General features: G+C 40.8%; 12 protein-coding genes. 7 read left to right on the top strand and 5 right to left on the bottom strand.

All coding sequences use genetic code 11. The features are described 5' to 3' along the window. Window positions 1–85: 85 nt before the first annotated feature. Window positions 86–709: a Uma2 family endonuclease gene (locus tag H6F42_RS16100; RefSeq protein ID WP_190400408.1), complete on the top strand. Its 624-nt coding sequence runs from the start codon at window positions 86–88 to the stop codon at window positions 707–709. Here H6F42_RS16100 and H6F42_RS16095 read toward each other — a convergent pair. From H6F42_RS16095 to H6F42_RS16080, 4 genes are all read right to left on the bottom strand, one after another. Continuing rightward, on the bottom strand, window positions 687–1,268 hold the full coding sequence (locus tag H6F42_RS16095; RefSeq protein WP_190400393.1) for a Uma2 family endonuclease: 582 nt from the start codon (window positions 1,266–1,268) through the stop codon (window positions 687–689). The genes H6F42_RS16100 and H6F42_RS16095 overlap by 23 nt on opposite strands. Window positions 1,269–1,334: 66 nt before the next feature. Then, window positions 1,335–4,040 carry a DEAD/DEAH box helicase family protein gene (locus tag H6F42_RS16090; RefSeq protein WP_190400392.1) on the bottom strand — a complete coding sequence of 902 codons (2,706 nt, stop codon included), beginning with the start codon at window positions 4,038–4,040 and terminating at the stop codon, window positions 1,335–1,337. A gap of 104 nt (window positions 4,041–4,144) precedes the next feature. Beyond that, window positions 4,145–5,761 (bottom strand): site-specific DNA-methyltransferase, encoded by a 1,617-nt coding sequence (locus H6F42_RS16085; protein WP_190400391.1) that lies wholly within the window; start codon window positions 5,759–5,761, stop codon window positions 4,145–4,147. 84 nt (window positions 5,762–5,845) lie between these two features. Further along, window positions 5,846–7,531 carry an AIPR family protein gene (locus H6F42_RS16080; protein WP_190400390.1) on the bottom strand — a complete coding sequence of 562 codons (1,686 nt, stop codon included), beginning with the start codon at window positions 7,529–7,531 and terminating at the stop codon, window positions 5,846–5,848. Between the two features lie 227 nt (window positions 7,532–7,758). Between H6F42_RS16080 and leuS the strand changes: the two genes are divergently transcribed. The 5 genes from leuS to H6F42_RS16055 all read left to right on the top strand — a co-directional run bounded on the left by leuS (window position 7,759) and on the right by H6F42_RS16055 (window position 15,051). Continuing rightward, entirely contained in the window at window positions 7,759–10,338 is a 2,580-nt protein-coding gene (gene leuS / locus H6F42_RS16075) for a leucine--tRNA ligase (RefSeq protein ID WP_190400389.1), read from the top strand. Window positions 10,339–10,398: 60 nt separating this feature from the next. Continuing rightward, window positions 10,399–10,833, top strand: coding sequence for a DUF29 family protein (locus H6F42_RS16070; protein WP_190400388.1), 435 nt, complete (start codon window positions 10,399–10,401; stop codon window positions 10,831–10,833). Between the two features lie 29 nt (window positions 10,834–10,862). Continuing rightward, the gene (locus H6F42_RS16065; protein ID WP_190400387.1) at window positions 10,863–12,098 is read left to right on the top strand and encodes an AAA family ATPase; all 1,236 of its coding nucleotides are present in this window, start codon (window positions 10,863–10,865) and stop codon (window positions 12,096–12,098) included. A gap of 2 nt (window positions 12,099–12,100) precedes the next feature. Further along, window positions 12,101–13,090, top strand: a complete 990-nt coding sequence (locus H6F42_RS16060) for a hypothetical protein (RefSeq protein ID WP_190400386.1) — start codon at window positions 12,101–12,103, stop codon at window positions 13,088–13,090. 281 nt (window positions 13,091–13,371) lie between these two features. Beyond that, complete coding sequence (locus H6F42_RS16055) at window positions 13,372–15,051, top strand: iron uptake porin (RefSeq protein WP_190400385.1); 1,680 nt, start codon at window positions 13,372–13,374, stop codon at window positions 15,049–15,051. A gap of 218 nt (window positions 15,052–15,269) precedes the next feature. Here H6F42_RS16055 and rsmA read toward each other — a convergent pair whose 3' ends face one another. Further along, window positions 15,270–16,097: a 16S rRNA (adenine(1518)-N(6)/adenine(1519)-N(6))-dimethyltransferase RsmA gene (gene rsmA / locus H6F42_RS16050; protein ID WP_190400384.1), complete on the bottom strand. Its 828-nt coding sequence runs from the start codon at window positions 16,095–16,097 to the stop codon at window positions 15,270–15,272. Window positions 16,098–16,220: 123 nt separating this feature from the next. Between rsmA and H6F42_RS22350 the strand changes: the two genes are divergently transcribed. Continuing rightward, complete coding sequence (locus H6F42_RS22350; protein WP_190400383.1) at window positions 16,221–16,829, top strand: GNAT family N-acetyltransferase; 609 nt, start codon at window positions 16,221–16,223, stop codon at window positions 16,827–16,829. The last annotated feature ends 6 nt before the right edge of the window (window positions 16,830–16,835 follow it).

The following is a 16,835-nucleotide window of genomic DNA, read 5'->3' as shown; positions in this document are numbered from 1 at the left end:
ATAAAACGTACCACTAACTTTTAGGTTAGAAGGGGAGTAATATAGAAATCATATTTTTTGTCGTAGGCAAGTCATAACCGCCATGATGATTCACACCTTACCGAAAGTTACTACCTTTGATGAATTTGTGGAATTTCTTCCTGAAAATTCTGGCGTGCGTTACGAACTACATAACGGAAATATTGTTGAAATGGCTCAACCAGTTGGAGATCACGAAGAAGTTAAAAGCTTTTTGGGTGTAGAAATCCCCTTTGAAATCAAACGTCTGGGACTACCATACGGTATTCCTAACCAAGTTATAGTCAGACCTGAAGGCAAAGATTCTGGATATTTCCCAGATATATTAGTGATGAATCGCGCAAACCTACTTAACGAACCACGATGGAAAAAAGAATCAATTCTTAGTCAGGGTGCATCCATACCTTTAGCGATCGAAATCGTGTCTACCAACTGGCGCGATGATTATCATTTGAAATTCGCCGATTATGAAGAAATGGGCATAGCTGAATATTGGATTATTGATTATGCGGCATTAGGTGGACGGAACTTTATTGGTAATCCCAAACAGCCAACCATCTCAGTTTGTAATTTGGTAGATGGAGAATATCAAATTAGTAAGTTTCAAAATAGCGATCGCCTGATCTCGCAAATATTTCCTGAGCTAAATCTCACCGCAAATCAGATTTTTACAGCAGGGCTTCCCAATTAAAAACTACTTCAGGAAAAGCAAGAAGCGACAGAGTGTCACCCTGTTCATAGCGCTGCATTCGCTTATAACCTGATGCAGAGGGTTGCGTATATCCTTCGATAATTTGTTGATTGACATCAAAAAGCCACATTTCAGGAATCCCATTAGCAGAATATAAAGGCATTTTCACGTCGCGATCATAGGCGATCGTGCTATCTGCAACTTCGATAACTAATAAAATATCCTCTGGTGTTGGCAAGGCACTAGCATAAAAATCATCGCGCCATTTGAGGATGGCAAGATCTGGCTGAGGTTGAGAATAATCACCAAGAAGAATCGGATTTTGCGCCCAGACCAAAGCTCGATCGCCTAATGTGATTTGAAAAAATCTTGTTGTTTTTGTCACACAAACCGCATGCTTGATCCCAATTGGCGACATTTCTCTGATTTCTCCATTAATTAACTCATAACGATCGCCGACCGCAAACACACCCGCTTCGTGCATAAGATGGTACTGCTGCACTGTGAACTTATGGATATTGCTGGTAAAACTGGGCGTAACCAATTGGGCTGTGGTCATAATTTCACCTGAATCGGAGTTGTATTTTCTATACTAATTGTAAGAAGGCGATCATTGAAAATGTGGTTAATAGCGATCGCTTAAACCTTTAAGAGTCATATTTTGGGCGATCGCATCATGGGGAACTAGGACATATTGCCAAGGTTTACCGCCGTGAGTGAGCATATAGTCTGAGGCATTTTTACACCATTGAACTGCGACATCTTTTTTGGCAAGTACTTCGGGGTTGTTTGTTTCATTTTGAGCTTTCGGTTCGAGCATATAGATAATTTCTGCGGTTTCAGCGACAAAATCGGGTTGATATTCTGAATAGTTGCCATGCCATTTGTAATAAAGCTGAAATTGTCCTTTGGCGGGTTTAAACCATTTGATTGCTTCGCGTTCTAAGATTATTGCTAAAAGCCTTTCGGCTTCGGATTGAAATTTTTGCTCTTTGTAGAGGCATTTTGAGAAGCCTGTAAACAGATATTTAGACATATTGCTTTTGTCTGGTGGCGAAAAGCGATAATCAAGACGATTTTTGAGGCTGGTGTTGTAGGCACTATCTTTTAGAGTAGTGAAACCTTTACTGATTTTGACTTCATAATCGGTGGTTTCTTCCCAGAAGTTTTGCTGCATTTGATGATGGATAAAGTTAGCGATTTCATTTTGGCGAACTTGTAAAATCTTGCGGGTGTCATCTTCAGAATATTGGTTGAGAAAATGGCTGATAATTTGTCCCGCTAAGTCATAGAGCAAGTCAGAGTGTTCGTCATAGCAAATATCATCAAACTTGGCTAAGCTTTCGACAATGTAATTTTCTAGGCGTGATTTCTCGAAGTTTATTCTGGTGATTTCTAAGGATGTGGATTTATCAGTTGTGAGAGATTGAATATGTAGTTCTTCTTTGGAGGGAATGCCATAATTTAAGTCGGTTAGATTGATCGCAAAGGAGCGAAAGCCCGATCGCACTGTACCGATAGGAAGCACTAAAATTCTAGGTATATCAATAGTTTTCTGAATGACTAGGTTAGTGGTTTTGGCAATGATCGCTTCAATGTTTGGTGGTGGGGTTACGCCTTCGATTTCGATTTGAGCGGGTTGATATTCTCGCTTTACGGCTTCGCGGACGATCGCTTGGATTTTAGGATTGGCAAGATGCGCGGTGGTGGGAACTTTGTCGGGTTGGCTTTCAAGTTTGCGAATTTCTTGATAAGTGATTTGAGCAATTTTTTGTTCTATAGGTGTGGAGAATAGGAGAGGTTGAGTAACTTGCGGTTCGTTTGTAGATAAACCTTCGGATATTGGAGATGGTAAATTAGTTGCTGATTCTAAGTTTAGTCCTAGTGCTTGAGAGAGTTGAGATCGCGAAATTACAGGTTGTGTTTTTTGTTGGAGGTCTTCATCGGTGAGGATGATTTGTTTGAGGCGAATCTGGGATTCGGGTTTCTTGGCTTCATCGACGATTTCTTGGAATTTGTCATGGCAGACGATATTGAGGCGATCAACTATTTCTACGCCTGTACGCATTCCGTAGGGTAAACGTAAGCCACGCCCGATCGATTGCTCGATTAAGATTTTAGAATTTGCGGCTCTCAATGGCACGATTGTATAGAGATTGGTGACATCCCAGCCTTCTTTGAGCATATTTACATGGATCACGATTTCGGTAGGTTCATCGGCATCTTCAACTTTGAGCAAGCGATCGACCATTTCATCTTCCTGTGTACCTGTTTTGCTGGAGTCAACTTGAATGACTTTATTTTTGTATTCTCCTTCAGCGAATTCATCGGATTGAATTAGTCGCATCAAGTCTATGGCATGAGTAATATCACGGGCAATGATGAGCATGAAGGGTTTGACGATTTTTTTGCCTGTGGCGATCGCATAGGTTTCTAATTCAGCTTTGATATTTTCGTGGAGATAGATGCCATCTTCTAGTTTGATGCGTTCTATCGCTTCGGGTGACATGGAGGCGGGATTAAAATCTTTGCGGGTAACGACGGCGGGATCTTTGACGAAGCCATCGCTCATGGCGCGTCCGAGGGGATAGTCATAGATTACATTTTTAAACGGTACGCTTCCCTTATTGGTTTCGATAAAGGGTGTGGCGGTGACTTCTAAGCCCAGCAATGGTTTCAATTCGTTAATGGCGCGAACTCCTGCGGAAGCTCGATAACGGTGCGATTCATCCATTAAGATTACGAGGTCTTTTAGTTGAGATAGATAATCGAAATAGCTTTCGCCAATGTATTCAGATAGTCGTTTGATTTTGGGGCTTTTACCGCCGCGTACTTCGGAGTTAATTTTAGATATGTTAAAGATGTTGATTTTGCAGCTAATTTGCTCATCTAAAATCGTTCGCGCTCGCATTTCATAGTTATCACCTGTGATGATTTCGGGTGGATTTATGGCAAATTCCGTGATGCCTGTAAATACATATTTGGGTGTGTTGGGTGTGAAATCGGTAATTAGTTTGTTGTAAATGGTCAGGTTGGGGGCGAGAACAAAAAAGTTTTTGATGCCATGAGCGAGGTGTAAATAGCTGATAAATGCGCCCATGAGTCTGGTTTTACCTACACCTGTGGCAAGGGAAAAGCAGAGGGATGGAAATTCGCGATCAAAGTCGGTGACGGTGGGAAATTCAGCTTTAATGGCGGTGAGGCTGGTTTCAATGTCTTTGATATTTTGGATTGGTAAGAGTTCGCAAATGCGATCTAATATTTTTAATGAGTCACGTTGGGGATGACGGAGGCTGAGGCGATTAGCGATCGCATTGACATGATTATTCATAGTGAGTTTCTCTGAAGTTGTAATTGAGTAGGATGCGTTAGTGCAACGTAACGCATCATGTTTTCCTAATTGATGCGTTACGCTACCGCTAACGCATCCTACATTTAAAAACCTAACTCCAATTGTCCAAGTTTGGCAGGGGCTTTGGGGAGGTTTTCGATTTTGAGGCTGTAGTCATCATGTCCCCATTCACAGCGAGAGAGGATTTGTTTAGGGATTTTCTTGACAGTGAGGTTTGGGAAGTCGTCAGTTTTACCGCGAAAGGCGCTACATAGGACGAGTAAACTGCGTTCTTCGCCTACTTCTTCGGATAGTTTGGCGAGTTGCTCATGACTGAGGTTTTGGGTGGTGACGTAGATAAAGTCGCGTTCGGTGGAGTAGCCATGTTGCCAATAGAAGGTGTCTGAGGGTGCATATTTGAATCCTTCAATTTTACAAAGGGCTTCGGCAAGCATGGCGGCGTTATAGTCTTTGTTGATTACCCAGTTATCCCATTTGTCTTTTTCGAGCAACGATGGCGCAAGATGATAATACCGAAATCCACCGCCGCCTTTCCAGTTAACTGTTTTGCTAATCCCGCCTTGGTCTTCGCCGTTGATGACTTTTTGGATTCGGGGAATAATATGGGTATGGCAATGTTCGCCCAGTTCGATCATGATCCAGCGTCTTCCCATTTTGTGCGCGACTGCGCCTGTTGTGCCTGATCCTGCGAAGGAATCGAGAACAAGATCACTAGGTTTTGTTGCAATATCTAATATTCGTCGAATAAGCTTTTCAGGTTTAGGTGTAGCAAATGAATCATCGGGATTTATTGCTTTAACTTCTTCTCGCGCTTCGTGATTATTTCCTGCTTCAGTATGTAGCCAAATTGTCGCTGGAGGAGTTCCTGAAATTTTCAACTCACTTAAAAAAGTCTTTCGCGAAGGGTTTGCTTTGCCATCAGTTCCAAACCAAATTTCATCATTCTCATCTAGCTTCCGCAAGGTTTCAGCAGGGAATCTAGGCGAAGTCCCTTTGGGTGGCATCCATACAAAGCCATTTTTAAATTGAAATGAGAATGCTTGTTCTTTTTCAGAACCAGTTCTTTTTGCATAAATAGGGGTAGCTTTCCAGACTCCTTTAGGATGATTATCAGGATTACGATAGCGCTCATCCATTTCAGAAGTACGTCCAAGTCTATATGGTCGCCATAATTCTTTATTCTTAGCAAATATCAAAATATGATCATGATTTTCTGCCAACCATTTAGCATCATTTGCTACTGTATATTTCTTTTGCCAAACTGCATTTGCTACAAAATTAGCTCGTCCAAAAATCTCATCACATAATACTTTCAAATAATGAGCTTCATTATCATCAATCGTTATCCATAAAGAACCATCATTAGATAATAGATTTCGCAAAATTTCTAAGCGATCGCGCATCAAACCAAGCCAGATTGAATGCTCAACACCATCATCATAATGTTCAAAAGCTGACCCCGTATTGTAAGGCGGATCGATAAAAATACATTTGACCTTTCCTGCAAACTCAGACTCCAAAGCCTTGAGAGCCAACAAATTATCCCCAAAAATCAAGCGATTATCAAAAATATCATCATCACTCACCCGATGCGCCGCCGTATAAGACCTCTCAGGATCTTCCAACAAAATACGCGGCTCCAACTGCGGACGTACATCCTTCCCAATCCAAGTAAGTTCTAATCTTTGCTTTTTAGTCATAATCAATCTCAATCTCAAACTTTAAATCATCTATATTTAGGACGGCAAATGAATGTAGGGGCAATTCATGAATTGCCCCTACATTCACGAATTACTTCTTTGATCTAACTCCTGCATCACCCTACTCATCAAAGGTCTAACATCAGTTAAATTCTTGAAAATCGACAGATAGCTTTTGTTATCACTCGCAAATTGAGATTCTGCAATATTGTAAATCAAGGTTTCCAGATCGTTTAAAATCTGTGAAAGCTCATTTTTATCAGAATCTGACAAATTAATTTCTGACTTATTGAGCAACTCCTTATTTCGCCTTCGTCTTGAAAAAATATCCAGAATAAAGAATCTTCCATGTCGATAAAACATCTTTTGTCTACCTGTCGCCGCTCTCTCCGAAGCCGCAAAAATCCCATCTAAATATGCAAATATCCGCACATATCGACAAAGTGTAATCCCTGAAAGCCGATTGCTAAACAATGTCGAATAATAATGCTCCCGCTTGTAAAGCTGACTAACCTCTCGCTTTGCCGCCACCACTATATTCGTATCACCACTAAAACAAGCCAATGCGATCGCCGCCTGTTCAATCGTAATATCATCCTGACCCCGATCCGCCGATGGTCGATAGTGATATACCACGCCTGACACCATGCACTCCTGACGCAATCGCTCTTGATTCGGGTCTAGCGCCGCAAAATAAACATCCCGTACTGCATTTTGGGTGTTTCTTGCCCCAGTAATTTTTACCCCAATTCCATCAGTTACCGTCCCCACCTCAATGATCGTCACCAATAACTTAGCATCAGCCGATATCGAACTATTAGCGCCATAAACCGAAGCGATTGCCCCGACAGTCTGCGCCCCATTCACCACCGAAAACCCTTGCAAAGTAAATTTTGTTGACTTCTGATTATGACCCGATGGCAACTCAACCTTTGAGCAAGTAATTGTTAAACCATTATTCAAATAAAACAATTCCGAAGGCTGTTCTCTTACAGTTTCCGCGATCGCTGAATTAACATCCTCAGTCCCCAAATAATAACGAATATTCTTTTCAAACAGTCGTTTGTCATGCTGTTGATAAAGTACCGCAAGATCCGAAGCCTTCACCAATCCATAAAAAGCTTTGCGTGGCTGCTCCAAACAATGCCAATTTTCGAGCGTTAATTCCACATCAACAGGTGCGATCGCTTGTTTTGCCGTCAACCAACTATGCGTCTGCTCAATATTCAGATCCCGCCATTCAAAGCGTAGAGAAAATCTATTTAGTTCTTCCGTTAACTGATTAAGATCATTAACCACATGAGAGCCAAGATCACCTTCCAAATAGACATTACAACCAACTATTTTCAACCCATTGATATCTAAAGCAGCCTCCACATCTGGCTGTAATCGCGCAAAACCTTGATTAAATTTATCAAAACGTTTTTCGATTAAATCTCGAATTCCATCGCAAAACTTTTTGTTGTCGCCCATATTAGGCGCGTTACCTGCCTTAGCCTGCACTAACCAAAGAAAATTCTGACTACGATCAAAATAAATTGCATCAATCCCATTATCATTTTCCCCATTGATAATTGAGTTAGCCCCTTGAGCAGGAGTAACATCCGCCAGATTCGCGATCACAAATGCAGCCAGCGATCGGCTCAACCTATTTTTCTCATGTTGATTGGCTGTCCAATTCCTTGCAAGCTCAGGAATCATCGGAAAATAGTCTCGCTTTAACACCTCAATAACTTGAGTCTTTTTAGCACTGGCATTTGGCTGGGTCATTAGGCGATCGAGAATATCTTAATAATTTCTAAAATAATATCTTGTTTTTATTTCCAGAACTTCATAATAAGCAATATCTCAACGCCTAACTTATTTTTACCCTGTTGATCTGTCAACAGATTAGACCTTTCATGCTAAATGTTTAGTATTATTAAGATTCGAGATTAGTGGTCTTATAGATCGCTTGCTTCTTTATTCGCATATTTTCGCACATTGATTGATAAGTAATGGACACTAGATATAATCCCCAGCAGATCGAACCCAAGTGGCAAAAAGTTTGGGCCGAGAAACAACTTGACAAAGTAAGCAACGATGCAATTGGTGCAGACAAAAAGAAATTTTATGCGCTGTCAATGTTTCCCTATCCGTCGGGCGATCTGCACATGGGTCATGTCCGTAACTACACGATCACCGATGTGATTGCCCGTTACAAAAGAATGCAGGGCTATCAAGTGTTGCATCCAATGGGTTGGGATGCCTTCGGATTGCCTGCGGAAAATGCGGCAATCGATCGCAATACGCATCCCGCCAAATGGACTTATGCCAATATCGACAATATGCGATCGCAGCTTCAGCAAGTGGGTTTGTCCTACGACTGGGATCGGGAGTTAGCAACTTGTTCGCCCGACTATTACAAATGGACGCAGTGGATATTTTTGCAGTTTTTGGAAGCGGGTTTGGCTTATCAAAAAGAGGCAAAGGTTAATTGGGACCCCATTGACCAAACTGTAATTGCCAATGAGCAGGTAGATAATGAAGGCAGATCTTGGCGATCGGGCGCATTAGTTGAGAAGCGCAAATTGCGTCAATGGTTCTTAAAAATCACCGACTATGCCGAACAACTTTTGCAAGATTTGGACAAGCTCAAGGACTGGCCCTCTAACGTCAAGATCATGCAAGCCAATTGGATTGGCAAATCCACAGGTGCAGAGTTAAGTTTTCCGATTGTTGGCAGTGACGAAAAAATCACAGTTTTCACTACCCGTCCCGATACCGTTTACGGCGTGAGCTATGTCGTACTTGCCCCAGAGCATCCCTTAGTTGAGACTTTGACTAGTGCTGCTCAAAAAGAAGCGGTTAATAAATTCATTGAGGAAGTCAAAAATCTTAGCGAAATCGATCGCACCTCCGATGATCGCCCCAAACGTGGCGTAGCGATCGACGCAAGTGTGGTTAATCCCTTCACAGGCAAAGAAGTCCCCATCTGGATCGCTGATTATGTTCTATTTGAATATGGAACAGGCGCAGTCATGGGAGTTCCTGCTCATGATGTCCGCGATTTTGCTTTTGCAAAGCAATATAACCTTCCCATTCAAACCGTAATTATTCCAAACTCCCCTCTCCCTATGGGAGAGGGGCAGGGGGTGAGGGAATCTGCCTATACCGAAGCAGGGATCATGGTCAATTCGGGGGGATTTGATGGCTTAGATTCCGTAATTGCGAAAACCAAAATCATTGAACTCGCAGAAAAGAATCAATGGGGAACTGCCAAAATTACCTATCGCTTGCGTGACTGGTTGATTTCGCGCCAAAGATATTGGGGCTGCCCAATTCCCGTCATCCATTGCCCAAAATGTGGCATTGTTCCCGTACCTCATGCTGATTTACCGATCGCCTTGCCTGAAGATGTTGAACTCACAGGTCGCGGTGCTTCACCCTTGGCACAATTGGACGCTTGGGTAAATGTCCCCTGTCCGAAATGCGGCACAGCAGCTAAGCGCGAAACCGATACGATGGATACCTTCATCGATTCTTCTTGGTATTTCTTGCGGTTTGCTGATGCGAAAAATGATCAAGAAATAGGCGATCGCAATGCTATCAATAATTGGATGCCCGTCGATCAATATGTCGGTGGTGTGGAACACGCGATTTTACACTTACTCTATTCGCGTTTCGTGACTAAAGTTTTGCGCGATCGCGGTTTGCTCAATTTCGATGAGCCATTTACGCGATTGCTGACTCAGGGCATGGTGCAGGGCTTGACCTACATGAACCCTAACAAAGGTGGAAAGGATAAATGGGTTCCCTCTGCGTTAGTTGATCCTAAAGATCCTAAAGATCCAAAAACGGGCGAACCATTGCAAGCGCTATTTGCCACCATGTCCAAATCTAAGGGCAATGGTGTGTCTCCGACTGAGGCGATCGCAAAATATGGAGCCGACACTTTGCGAATGTTTACTCTATTCAAAGCTCCACCCGAAAAAGATTTGGAATGGGAAGATGCCGATGTAGAAGGTCAACAGCGCTTCTTAAATCGAGTGTGGCGCTTAGTTACTAGCTTTGCCGAAACCAAGCAGAATGGAATTTCTAAAAAAGTTGATAAGAACTTACGCAGAGCAATTCACATCGCAATTAAGGAAGTCTCCGAAGATTTCGATGGTGGCTATCAACTCAATACCGCGATTTCGGAAATGATGAAGTTGAGCAATGCTTTGCAAGATGCTGAAGACAAGAGTTCTGCTACTTTCCTAGAAGGTGTGGAAACTCTCTTAACCTTACTTGCTCCCTTTGCGCCGCACATCGCCGAGGAACTCTGGTCACTCATTGGACATGAAGACTCGATCCATTTACAGCCTTGGCTCACCTACGATCCCGATGCGCTCACCGTTGATGAGATTACCCTCGTCATTCAAATTAATGGCAAAGTGCGTGGCAGTCTTCAAGTTCCATCTAGCGCCAGCAATGACAAGCAAGCATTGGAAGAATATGCGCGTAGTTCGGATGCGGCGCAGAAGTATCTCGAAGGTAAGGAGATTAAAAAGGTGATTGCTGTCGTAGGTAAGTTGGTGAATTTTGTAGTTGTTTAAGTTTGTGGGTGGTGTTTATCGCCACCCTATCTATTTACTCAATAACGAGGCTATATTTTTATGGAAGAATTATTGACTCTGAAGGAATTGCTAGTTTGTGGTGATATTCCTGCGGCGATGGTTTTGGTTGAGGAAATGACGGAGATGAGTAAGGATGATAAAATTAGCAAAATTTTCAGCTATAGCATCATTTTGCTAGTTCATCTCATTAAGCAAAAGGTAGAAAAACGCTCGACGCGATCATGGGATCTCTCAATTTACAACTCGACAACTCAAATTCGGCGTGCAAATCAGCGTCGTAAGGCTAAGGGAACTTATCTTAGTCAATTAGAACTTAGTGAAACCTTAGCAGATGCTTATAATATTGCGCTTTCTAGTGCAGCGATCGAGGCTTTTGAAGGTCGTTATGAGGCGGATGAGTTAGCGGCAATGTGCGATCGCGATGAGATTTTGACAGATGCAGTAAAATTAATTGAGCAGGAATCAGTTAATTAGGCTTTTACAAGAAAACAACAGGAGTTTATATGCATTTGCAAAGAGTTCAGGTTCCTGATTTTCGGGTTCTAAAGGATGTAGACATCACTTTTGAGAAAGATTTTAATCCTAGAGTTTTCCCTCTTGGTAGTCAAAATGGTGGGGGGAAAAGTACTTTATTGCAATTAATCTTTGTATTGCTACATTGTTCAACTAATCCTCGTCGATTACCTGCGCTTAATAACTTGCTGAGTAGTTTTATGTTGCAAGCAGGAGAAGATAAGAAAGAATTAGCAGTTATTGATATTTGGGATGAAAATAAGACAATTCAATTAGATTTTTTCGTTGTTAGCGAAAGACATCTAAAGGAGTTTAACAAGAATTTAGATGTCAATCTTGACGATAAATTTGAGTCTTTAACAAAAAGGATTCAACAACAACAAAGTATAACCGAGGGGGAATCTCAAGAAGCATACTTCTTTGCAAACTTTCTTATAGATGAAATTATAAAATCTTTGTCTTTAATGGGTGATACTATTTTAATTACCTGTTATGTAGATATAGATGAGATGAATTTCCCTCGTCTATTGACTTTGCTATGTAATATAAAGAATTTAGGAGGATACAAACCTCATGAATTCTTGAATTGTTTGTCTAACAAAATATTTTTAGCAGCTCCATCGACTCAAGTTTTCTTATTTCTTGATGAAGAATCTATAAACTCTTTATTTAAAAGCAATTCTGTTTATCAGTCAAATTTAAAGAAGATCAACTCTATTTTGCCTAGCCTATTTACATATGATTTTTTAGCAACAGAACTGTTAATTAACTTCTTTAAATCTATTAGAGATAAAGATTTTAAGGAAGCTATTAAGACTGGTGAATATGGCGATAATTATAAGAAATCACTTCAAAATTTAAATCTTATAATGAATAATAAGCAAGTTAATCTTTCAGAGGATTTCTCCAGTATAACTTTTAAAATTATTGGATTAGATAATAGTATTAACCTCTACCCTCAAGATCTAAGTCATGGTGAGCTAAAACGACTTAGTATTTATGTATGGCTAAAATATAAAAATATCGAAGATTCAATTGTATTAATGGATGAAGTTGATCTTGCATTGCATCCAGACTGGCAGTATAAAATTACAACAGACTTGGTTGAATGGTCGCCTAGTAATCAATATATATTAGCAACTCATTCTTATGAAGTATGTGAAGCACTAACTCCGTCTCATGTGAAGATATTAAAACCAAAACTCACTGAAAGACGTACTAAATAATTATGAGTTTTAGTCAAGAAGAATTACAAAATTATTGTAAGTACATTTTAAAGCAAGAAAGAATTCGCGATAGGATTCTTGTTCTATGTGAAGGAAAAATATTAAAGGAAGAAGTTAGAATATCTAGATCCCCTGAGTCTTATCAAAATCAATTACCTCAAACTGATCAAGATGAAAAGATAACCCCAGATTCATCTTTTTATAAAAAATGTATTCCAGATTCTTGGTTTCAGTTTGATTTAGTCCCGAAATTTTTTAATTGTGGAAATTGTGATGATGTCATGAAAATTTATCTTACGCTATCAGAAATAATTTCTAAGGATATAAATAATGCATATATTCATCCTAAAGAAATATTTGCCATCATAGATTTAGATAATCAAATAAGAAAGATTAACAACTATCCATTTAAAACTACGCAAGAAATATTCTTTAATCTGTACGAAAACACAAAAATCAATAAAGACAATGCTGAAGCAAATCATAAAATATGGGTAACAGGTCTCATCCATAAAGAAGCTTATTTTCTAATTCCAGAACTTCAGTCATTTTTTGATAGTCATAAACCACAGTTTTTTTATAAAAGCAGCAAAATATTACTTCAAGATATTTATCATTCAATGATTCTTGAAATTGAGCAAGACAAAAATTTAGCTGCAAATTTAGAAATTATTAGCCCCCGCATAAAAAATTGTCTAGGACTAGATTTTAATAATTTAGATCAATTAAAAGATATTTGGTTAAATCTATTTAACAATGAGACTAACGAGAATAGAAAGCGCGAACTAATATTGAGTTTACTCACTGTGATAAAGGTTAAAGATAACTACTGGAAAAATATTAAGCCAGAGCAAGGCCTAAACGCTCATCAACATAGAGAACAACTAGAGTTAGAAATTGCAAGCAAGTTCTATGCAAAACAAACTGACGATGAAGCAGCGGCAAAATATCATATTCCCTACTTTTTTAAGATGTTGCGTAAATTTGCTTGATGAATTTGCGATTCCTTAGCCAAAAAGTCCACCAATAGACTGAAAGACGAATCCCATCTCTCGTTACCCTATTTACATCAACTTTATGATAATGATTATTATTCTTATATAACTAACACTATTAATTCTTAGTAAGCTTATGTACTAAAAGATATAGATATTGCTTGTAATGTCTCATAAATCTATTTCTACATATTGCCTAAATTATGTATGATGTAATTTCTTGTTTAGTTATTGATAATATTTTGCATTAGTATTTATATTTACTGAGGAAATTTTCTATGTCTCAAATTTCATCTCGACAGGTCTCGAAGTCTTTAGCTAACGCGATCGCTTTATCGGCGTTGGCGATCGCTACCTGTGTTAATTCTGATGCTTCTGCCCAAGTCATCAAACCTGCATCCACTGCAAATGAGCGATCGCTACTTCAAAACAAATCGGTCATTGGGCAAGACGTGATTGGACAGAATGTTACCTCTGTTTCTCAACTTAGTGATGTGCGCCCCACCGATTGGGCGTTTACAGCATTGCAATCCTTAGTGGAGCGCTATGGATGCATTGCGGGATATCCCGATCGCACTTTTCGCGGAAAGCAAGCGACCAGTCGCTACGAATTTGCCGCAGGGCTAAATGCTTGTCTGGACAAAATCAATGAAATTATTTCGGCTGGTTTAGCGGACAAAGTGAGCAAAGAAGATCTGGCAACATTGCGAAAACTGCAAGAAGAATTTGCCAGTGAATTAGCAACTTTGCGGGGTCGTGTTGATGTGCTGGATGCGAAAACTGCCAAATTAGAAGCGCAGCAGTTTTCAACTACGACCAAACTGGAAGGTCAAGCGATCGTCTCTATTGCCGCCAGTGGCTCAGGTTCAGATAATCTCGTAAATCCTAATGGAACTCTGTCAGGCAACAGTGGCAAGGCAAATACAACCGTAATTAATCGCGTCCGATTGAACTTCAATACTAGTTTTACAGGCGAGGATTTGCTGTTGACCCGATTGGAAGCAGGCAATGGCGGCGCTACTGTGGCAAATTCCCTTGATGGTGCGAATAATGTTTTTCGGGGATTTAGTGGATTAAAAAGTAGCTCCGTAGCTGACTATAGCGAAGTGGGTAATACCTTTTCTCTAGGGCGGTTGCGCTATGATTTTCCCATTGGTAGTGACATCAGAGCTTCCGTTGGTTCCGTGATCGCTTTAAATGATCATTTAGATAAAAATAGCTTTGCTAATGATGAATCGGTAGATTTTTCCAGCCGTATGTTTATCAATAATCCGCTTATTTTGCCTGTAAATGATGGTGCGGGTGCGGCGATCACTTGGAATATCAATCGTAGTGCCTTCACTTTTAGGGCGGGATATGTTGCCGCGAATGGAGCCAGTCCAAATGGAGCCTTAGATCCTAACGGCAATCCCATTAATCAAGGGCTATTTGGCGATGCCTATCAAGGCACAGTGGAGCTAGAGTTTGCGCCAAAAAATGCAGAAAATGCCGCACCTTTTGCTCTGCGATTGCAATATACTCGCGCCTCTGTTAATAATTTGGACTACAACATTGGCGGATTAAATGTTGAGTGGGCAGTGAATAAAGCGATCGCGATTTTTGGACGCTATGGCTTTGGCAATATCAGCAATCGCGGTACGGCGATCGCTAATGCGCTGAATACCTATATCAATGCAGGTTTTACAGGCGATTCCATTAGCCCACAAACATGGTCAGCAGGTTTCGCCTTTCCTGATTTATTTAAAGAAGGAGCCACAGGGGCGATCGCGATCGGGCAACCCTTTATTGAGAGCAAAGTTGGGAATGCTACCCAAACTAATTTGGAATTATTCTATCGCTTTCCAATTTCAACTAATATCAGCATCACTCCCAATCTACAATTTATCTTCAATCCTAATAACAACAGTGGCAATAGTACGATTACCATCGGTACTTTAAGAACTGTCTTCACCTTCTAAGCCCAAAGTAAGAAATGGCTCCACCATTTCTTACTGTATAGCTGTGGTCAATCTTGTTAGGACACAAAACCAGAAGACGAGTTGCGGCGCGAAGCGCCGCAACTCGTCTTCTTAGGTTTTGATTTGCCCTAATACAAGTGACCACAGCTATAATTCCCAATCAATTCGACAAAATAGGAAAAAGTTACAGTGTTGCTTCGCAACACTGTAACTTTTTCCTATTTTGTTCTTAATACTGCTTCGCTTAGGGCAACCCATTGGGTAACATCCAAATCCTCAGCACGCACCTGTCCATTAATTCCCATCGATTCCAAAATCTCAACTAAGCGATCGCGATCAATTTCAGGAATGAGATTATTTCTGAGCATTTTGCGTTTAGTCGCAAAACCCAAAGTAATTAAACGTTCAAGAAACTTTGGATCGCTAGCGGGAGTGATCGGCGGACGGGGAATTAGTCGAATTACCGCAGAAGTGACTTTGGGTGGTGGATAGAATGCCGAAGCAGGAACATCACAAATAAACTGACAATCTGCCAAATATTGCATCCTCACACTTAGGGAGCTATAAGCCTTATGTCCTGCCTTTGCCGCAAGGCGATCGCCGATTTCTTTCTGGACTAAGAGGACAATCTGTTCAAACTGGTGAATGGGTTCAGCTAGAGTTCCTAATAACTTTTTGAGAATTTCCCCTGTAATGTTGTAGGGAATATTTGCAATCACTTTATTGGTTTGCGGAGGCAGAGGAATATCGAGAATACTACCTTCGATTAAAAGAAAATTAGGCTGATGCATGGTCTTACGCAGTTTTTCGCAAAGATCGCGATCAATCTCGACTGCCGTAAGCGACTCCACAAAAGGCAAGAGTAAACGAGTGAGATTGCCTGTCCCTGGTCCAATTTCTAAAATGCGATCGCTTGGTTGCAATTGTCCCGCCCGTAAAATTTTGTTGAGAACAGCATCACTCTTTAGCCAATGCTGACCAAACTGTTTGCGGGGATAGATTTTGGGAGAACTTTTGCTAGAGCTAGGCTGATCGAGATTGGTCATTGCGGCGGGATATTTAGTCCAAGAAACTACTTCGTAAAATGAGTTACTTGCGTTATTATCGCTCTTACAGCGCTGTGCGCTGTCATAAATTACTTAATTATCGCTAAGCGGTTAACGCTAAACGTGCATAGACAATCTTCTTTTACTATTCGTCACGCCAGCTCTAGGGATGTCGGTCACGTTGCAGACATCTTAACTGAGAGTTTTTATCGGAGTCCCGAGGATCAAGTTAATTTACTGCTCCGTTGCTTTACGGACTTGGTATATCCCCTATTGCGCTATGGGATCATGCTTGACCTCAATAGCCGCTTTGACGATAAAACTCCCTGTTATGCTTGTCTAGTCGCTACTCATCCGTCAAATAATTTCCAAGCGATCGCATCCCTCGAAATCTGTATGCGCCATGTGCCAGCCAAATCCTATCGTGATTTTTGGCTATGGAGTGAGATGAATCAACATCCCTACATTTTTAACTTGGCAGTGCATCCTCAATGGCGACGACGTGGTGTCGCTAAACAACTATTGTTAGCTGCCGAACAAACGGTCAAGCAATGGGGATTTTCATCGTTATATATGCATGTGCTAGAAAGTAATCAGCCCGCCCGTAACCTCTACGATCGCCTTGGCTATCGACTGCATCACCATGAGGGGACGGTAAGTTACTGGATCTTGGGTCGTCCCCGTCGATTTTTATTACAGAAGATTTTGGGATCGAGTTACAATAAAGGCTAGGTTCGC

The sequence above is a fragment of the Pseudanabaena sp. FACHB-1998 genome (assembly GCF_014696355.1).
GTDB lineage: Bacteria > Cyanobacteriota > Cyanobacteriia > Pseudanabaenales > Pseudanabaenaceae > Pseudanabaena.
Note: the sequence above shows the minus strand (reverse complement) of the source record. Positions and strands in the feature narration are given on the sequence as shown.

Excerpts from the sequence above, each read along its gene's own strand:
- H6F42_RS16095 (WP_190400393.1), bottom strand. The coding sequence starts at position 1,268 with ATGACCACAGCCCAATTGGTTACGCCCAGTTTTACCAGCAATATCCAT.
- H6F42_RS16090 (WP_190400392.1), bottom strand. The coding sequence starts at position 4,040 with ATGAATAATCATGTCAATGCGATCGCTAATCGCCTCAGCCTCCGTCAT.
- H6F42_RS16080 (WP_190400390.1), bottom strand. The coding sequence starts at position 7,531 with ATGACCCAGCCAAATGCCAGTGCTAAAAAGACTCAAGTTATTGAGGTG.
- H6F42_RS16065 (WP_190400387.1), top strand. The coding sequence starts at position 10,863 with ATGCATTTGCAAAGAGTTCAGGTTCCTGATTTTCGGGTTCTAAAGGAT.
- H6F42_RS16070 (WP_190400388.1), top strand. The coding sequence starts at position 10,399 with ATGGAAGAATTATTGACTCTGAAGGAATTGCTAGTTTGTGGTGATATT.
- H6F42_RS16060 (WP_190400386.1), top strand. The coding sequence starts at position 12,101 with ATGAGTTTTAGTCAAGAAGAATTACAAAATTATTGTAAGTACATTTTA.
- H6F42_RS16085 (WP_190400391.1), bottom strand. The coding sequence starts at position 5,761 with ATGACTAAAAAGCAAAGATTAGAACTTACTTGGATTGGGAAGGATGTA.
- rsmA (WP_190400384.1), bottom strand. The coding sequence starts at position 16,097 with ATGACCAATCTCGATCAGCCTAGCTCTAGCAAAAGTTCTCCCAAAATC.
- leuS (WP_190400389.1), top strand. The coding sequence starts at position 7,759 with ATGGACACTAGATATAATCCCCAGCAGATCGAACCCAAGTGGCAAAAA.
- H6F42_RS16055 (WP_190400385.1), top strand. The coding sequence starts at position 13,372 with ATGTCTCAAATTTCATCTCGACAGGTCTCGAAGTCTTTAGCTAACGCG.
- H6F42_RS16100 (WP_190400408.1), top strand. The coding sequence starts at position 86 with ATGATTCACACCTTACCGAAAGTTACTACCTTTGATGAATTTGTGGAA.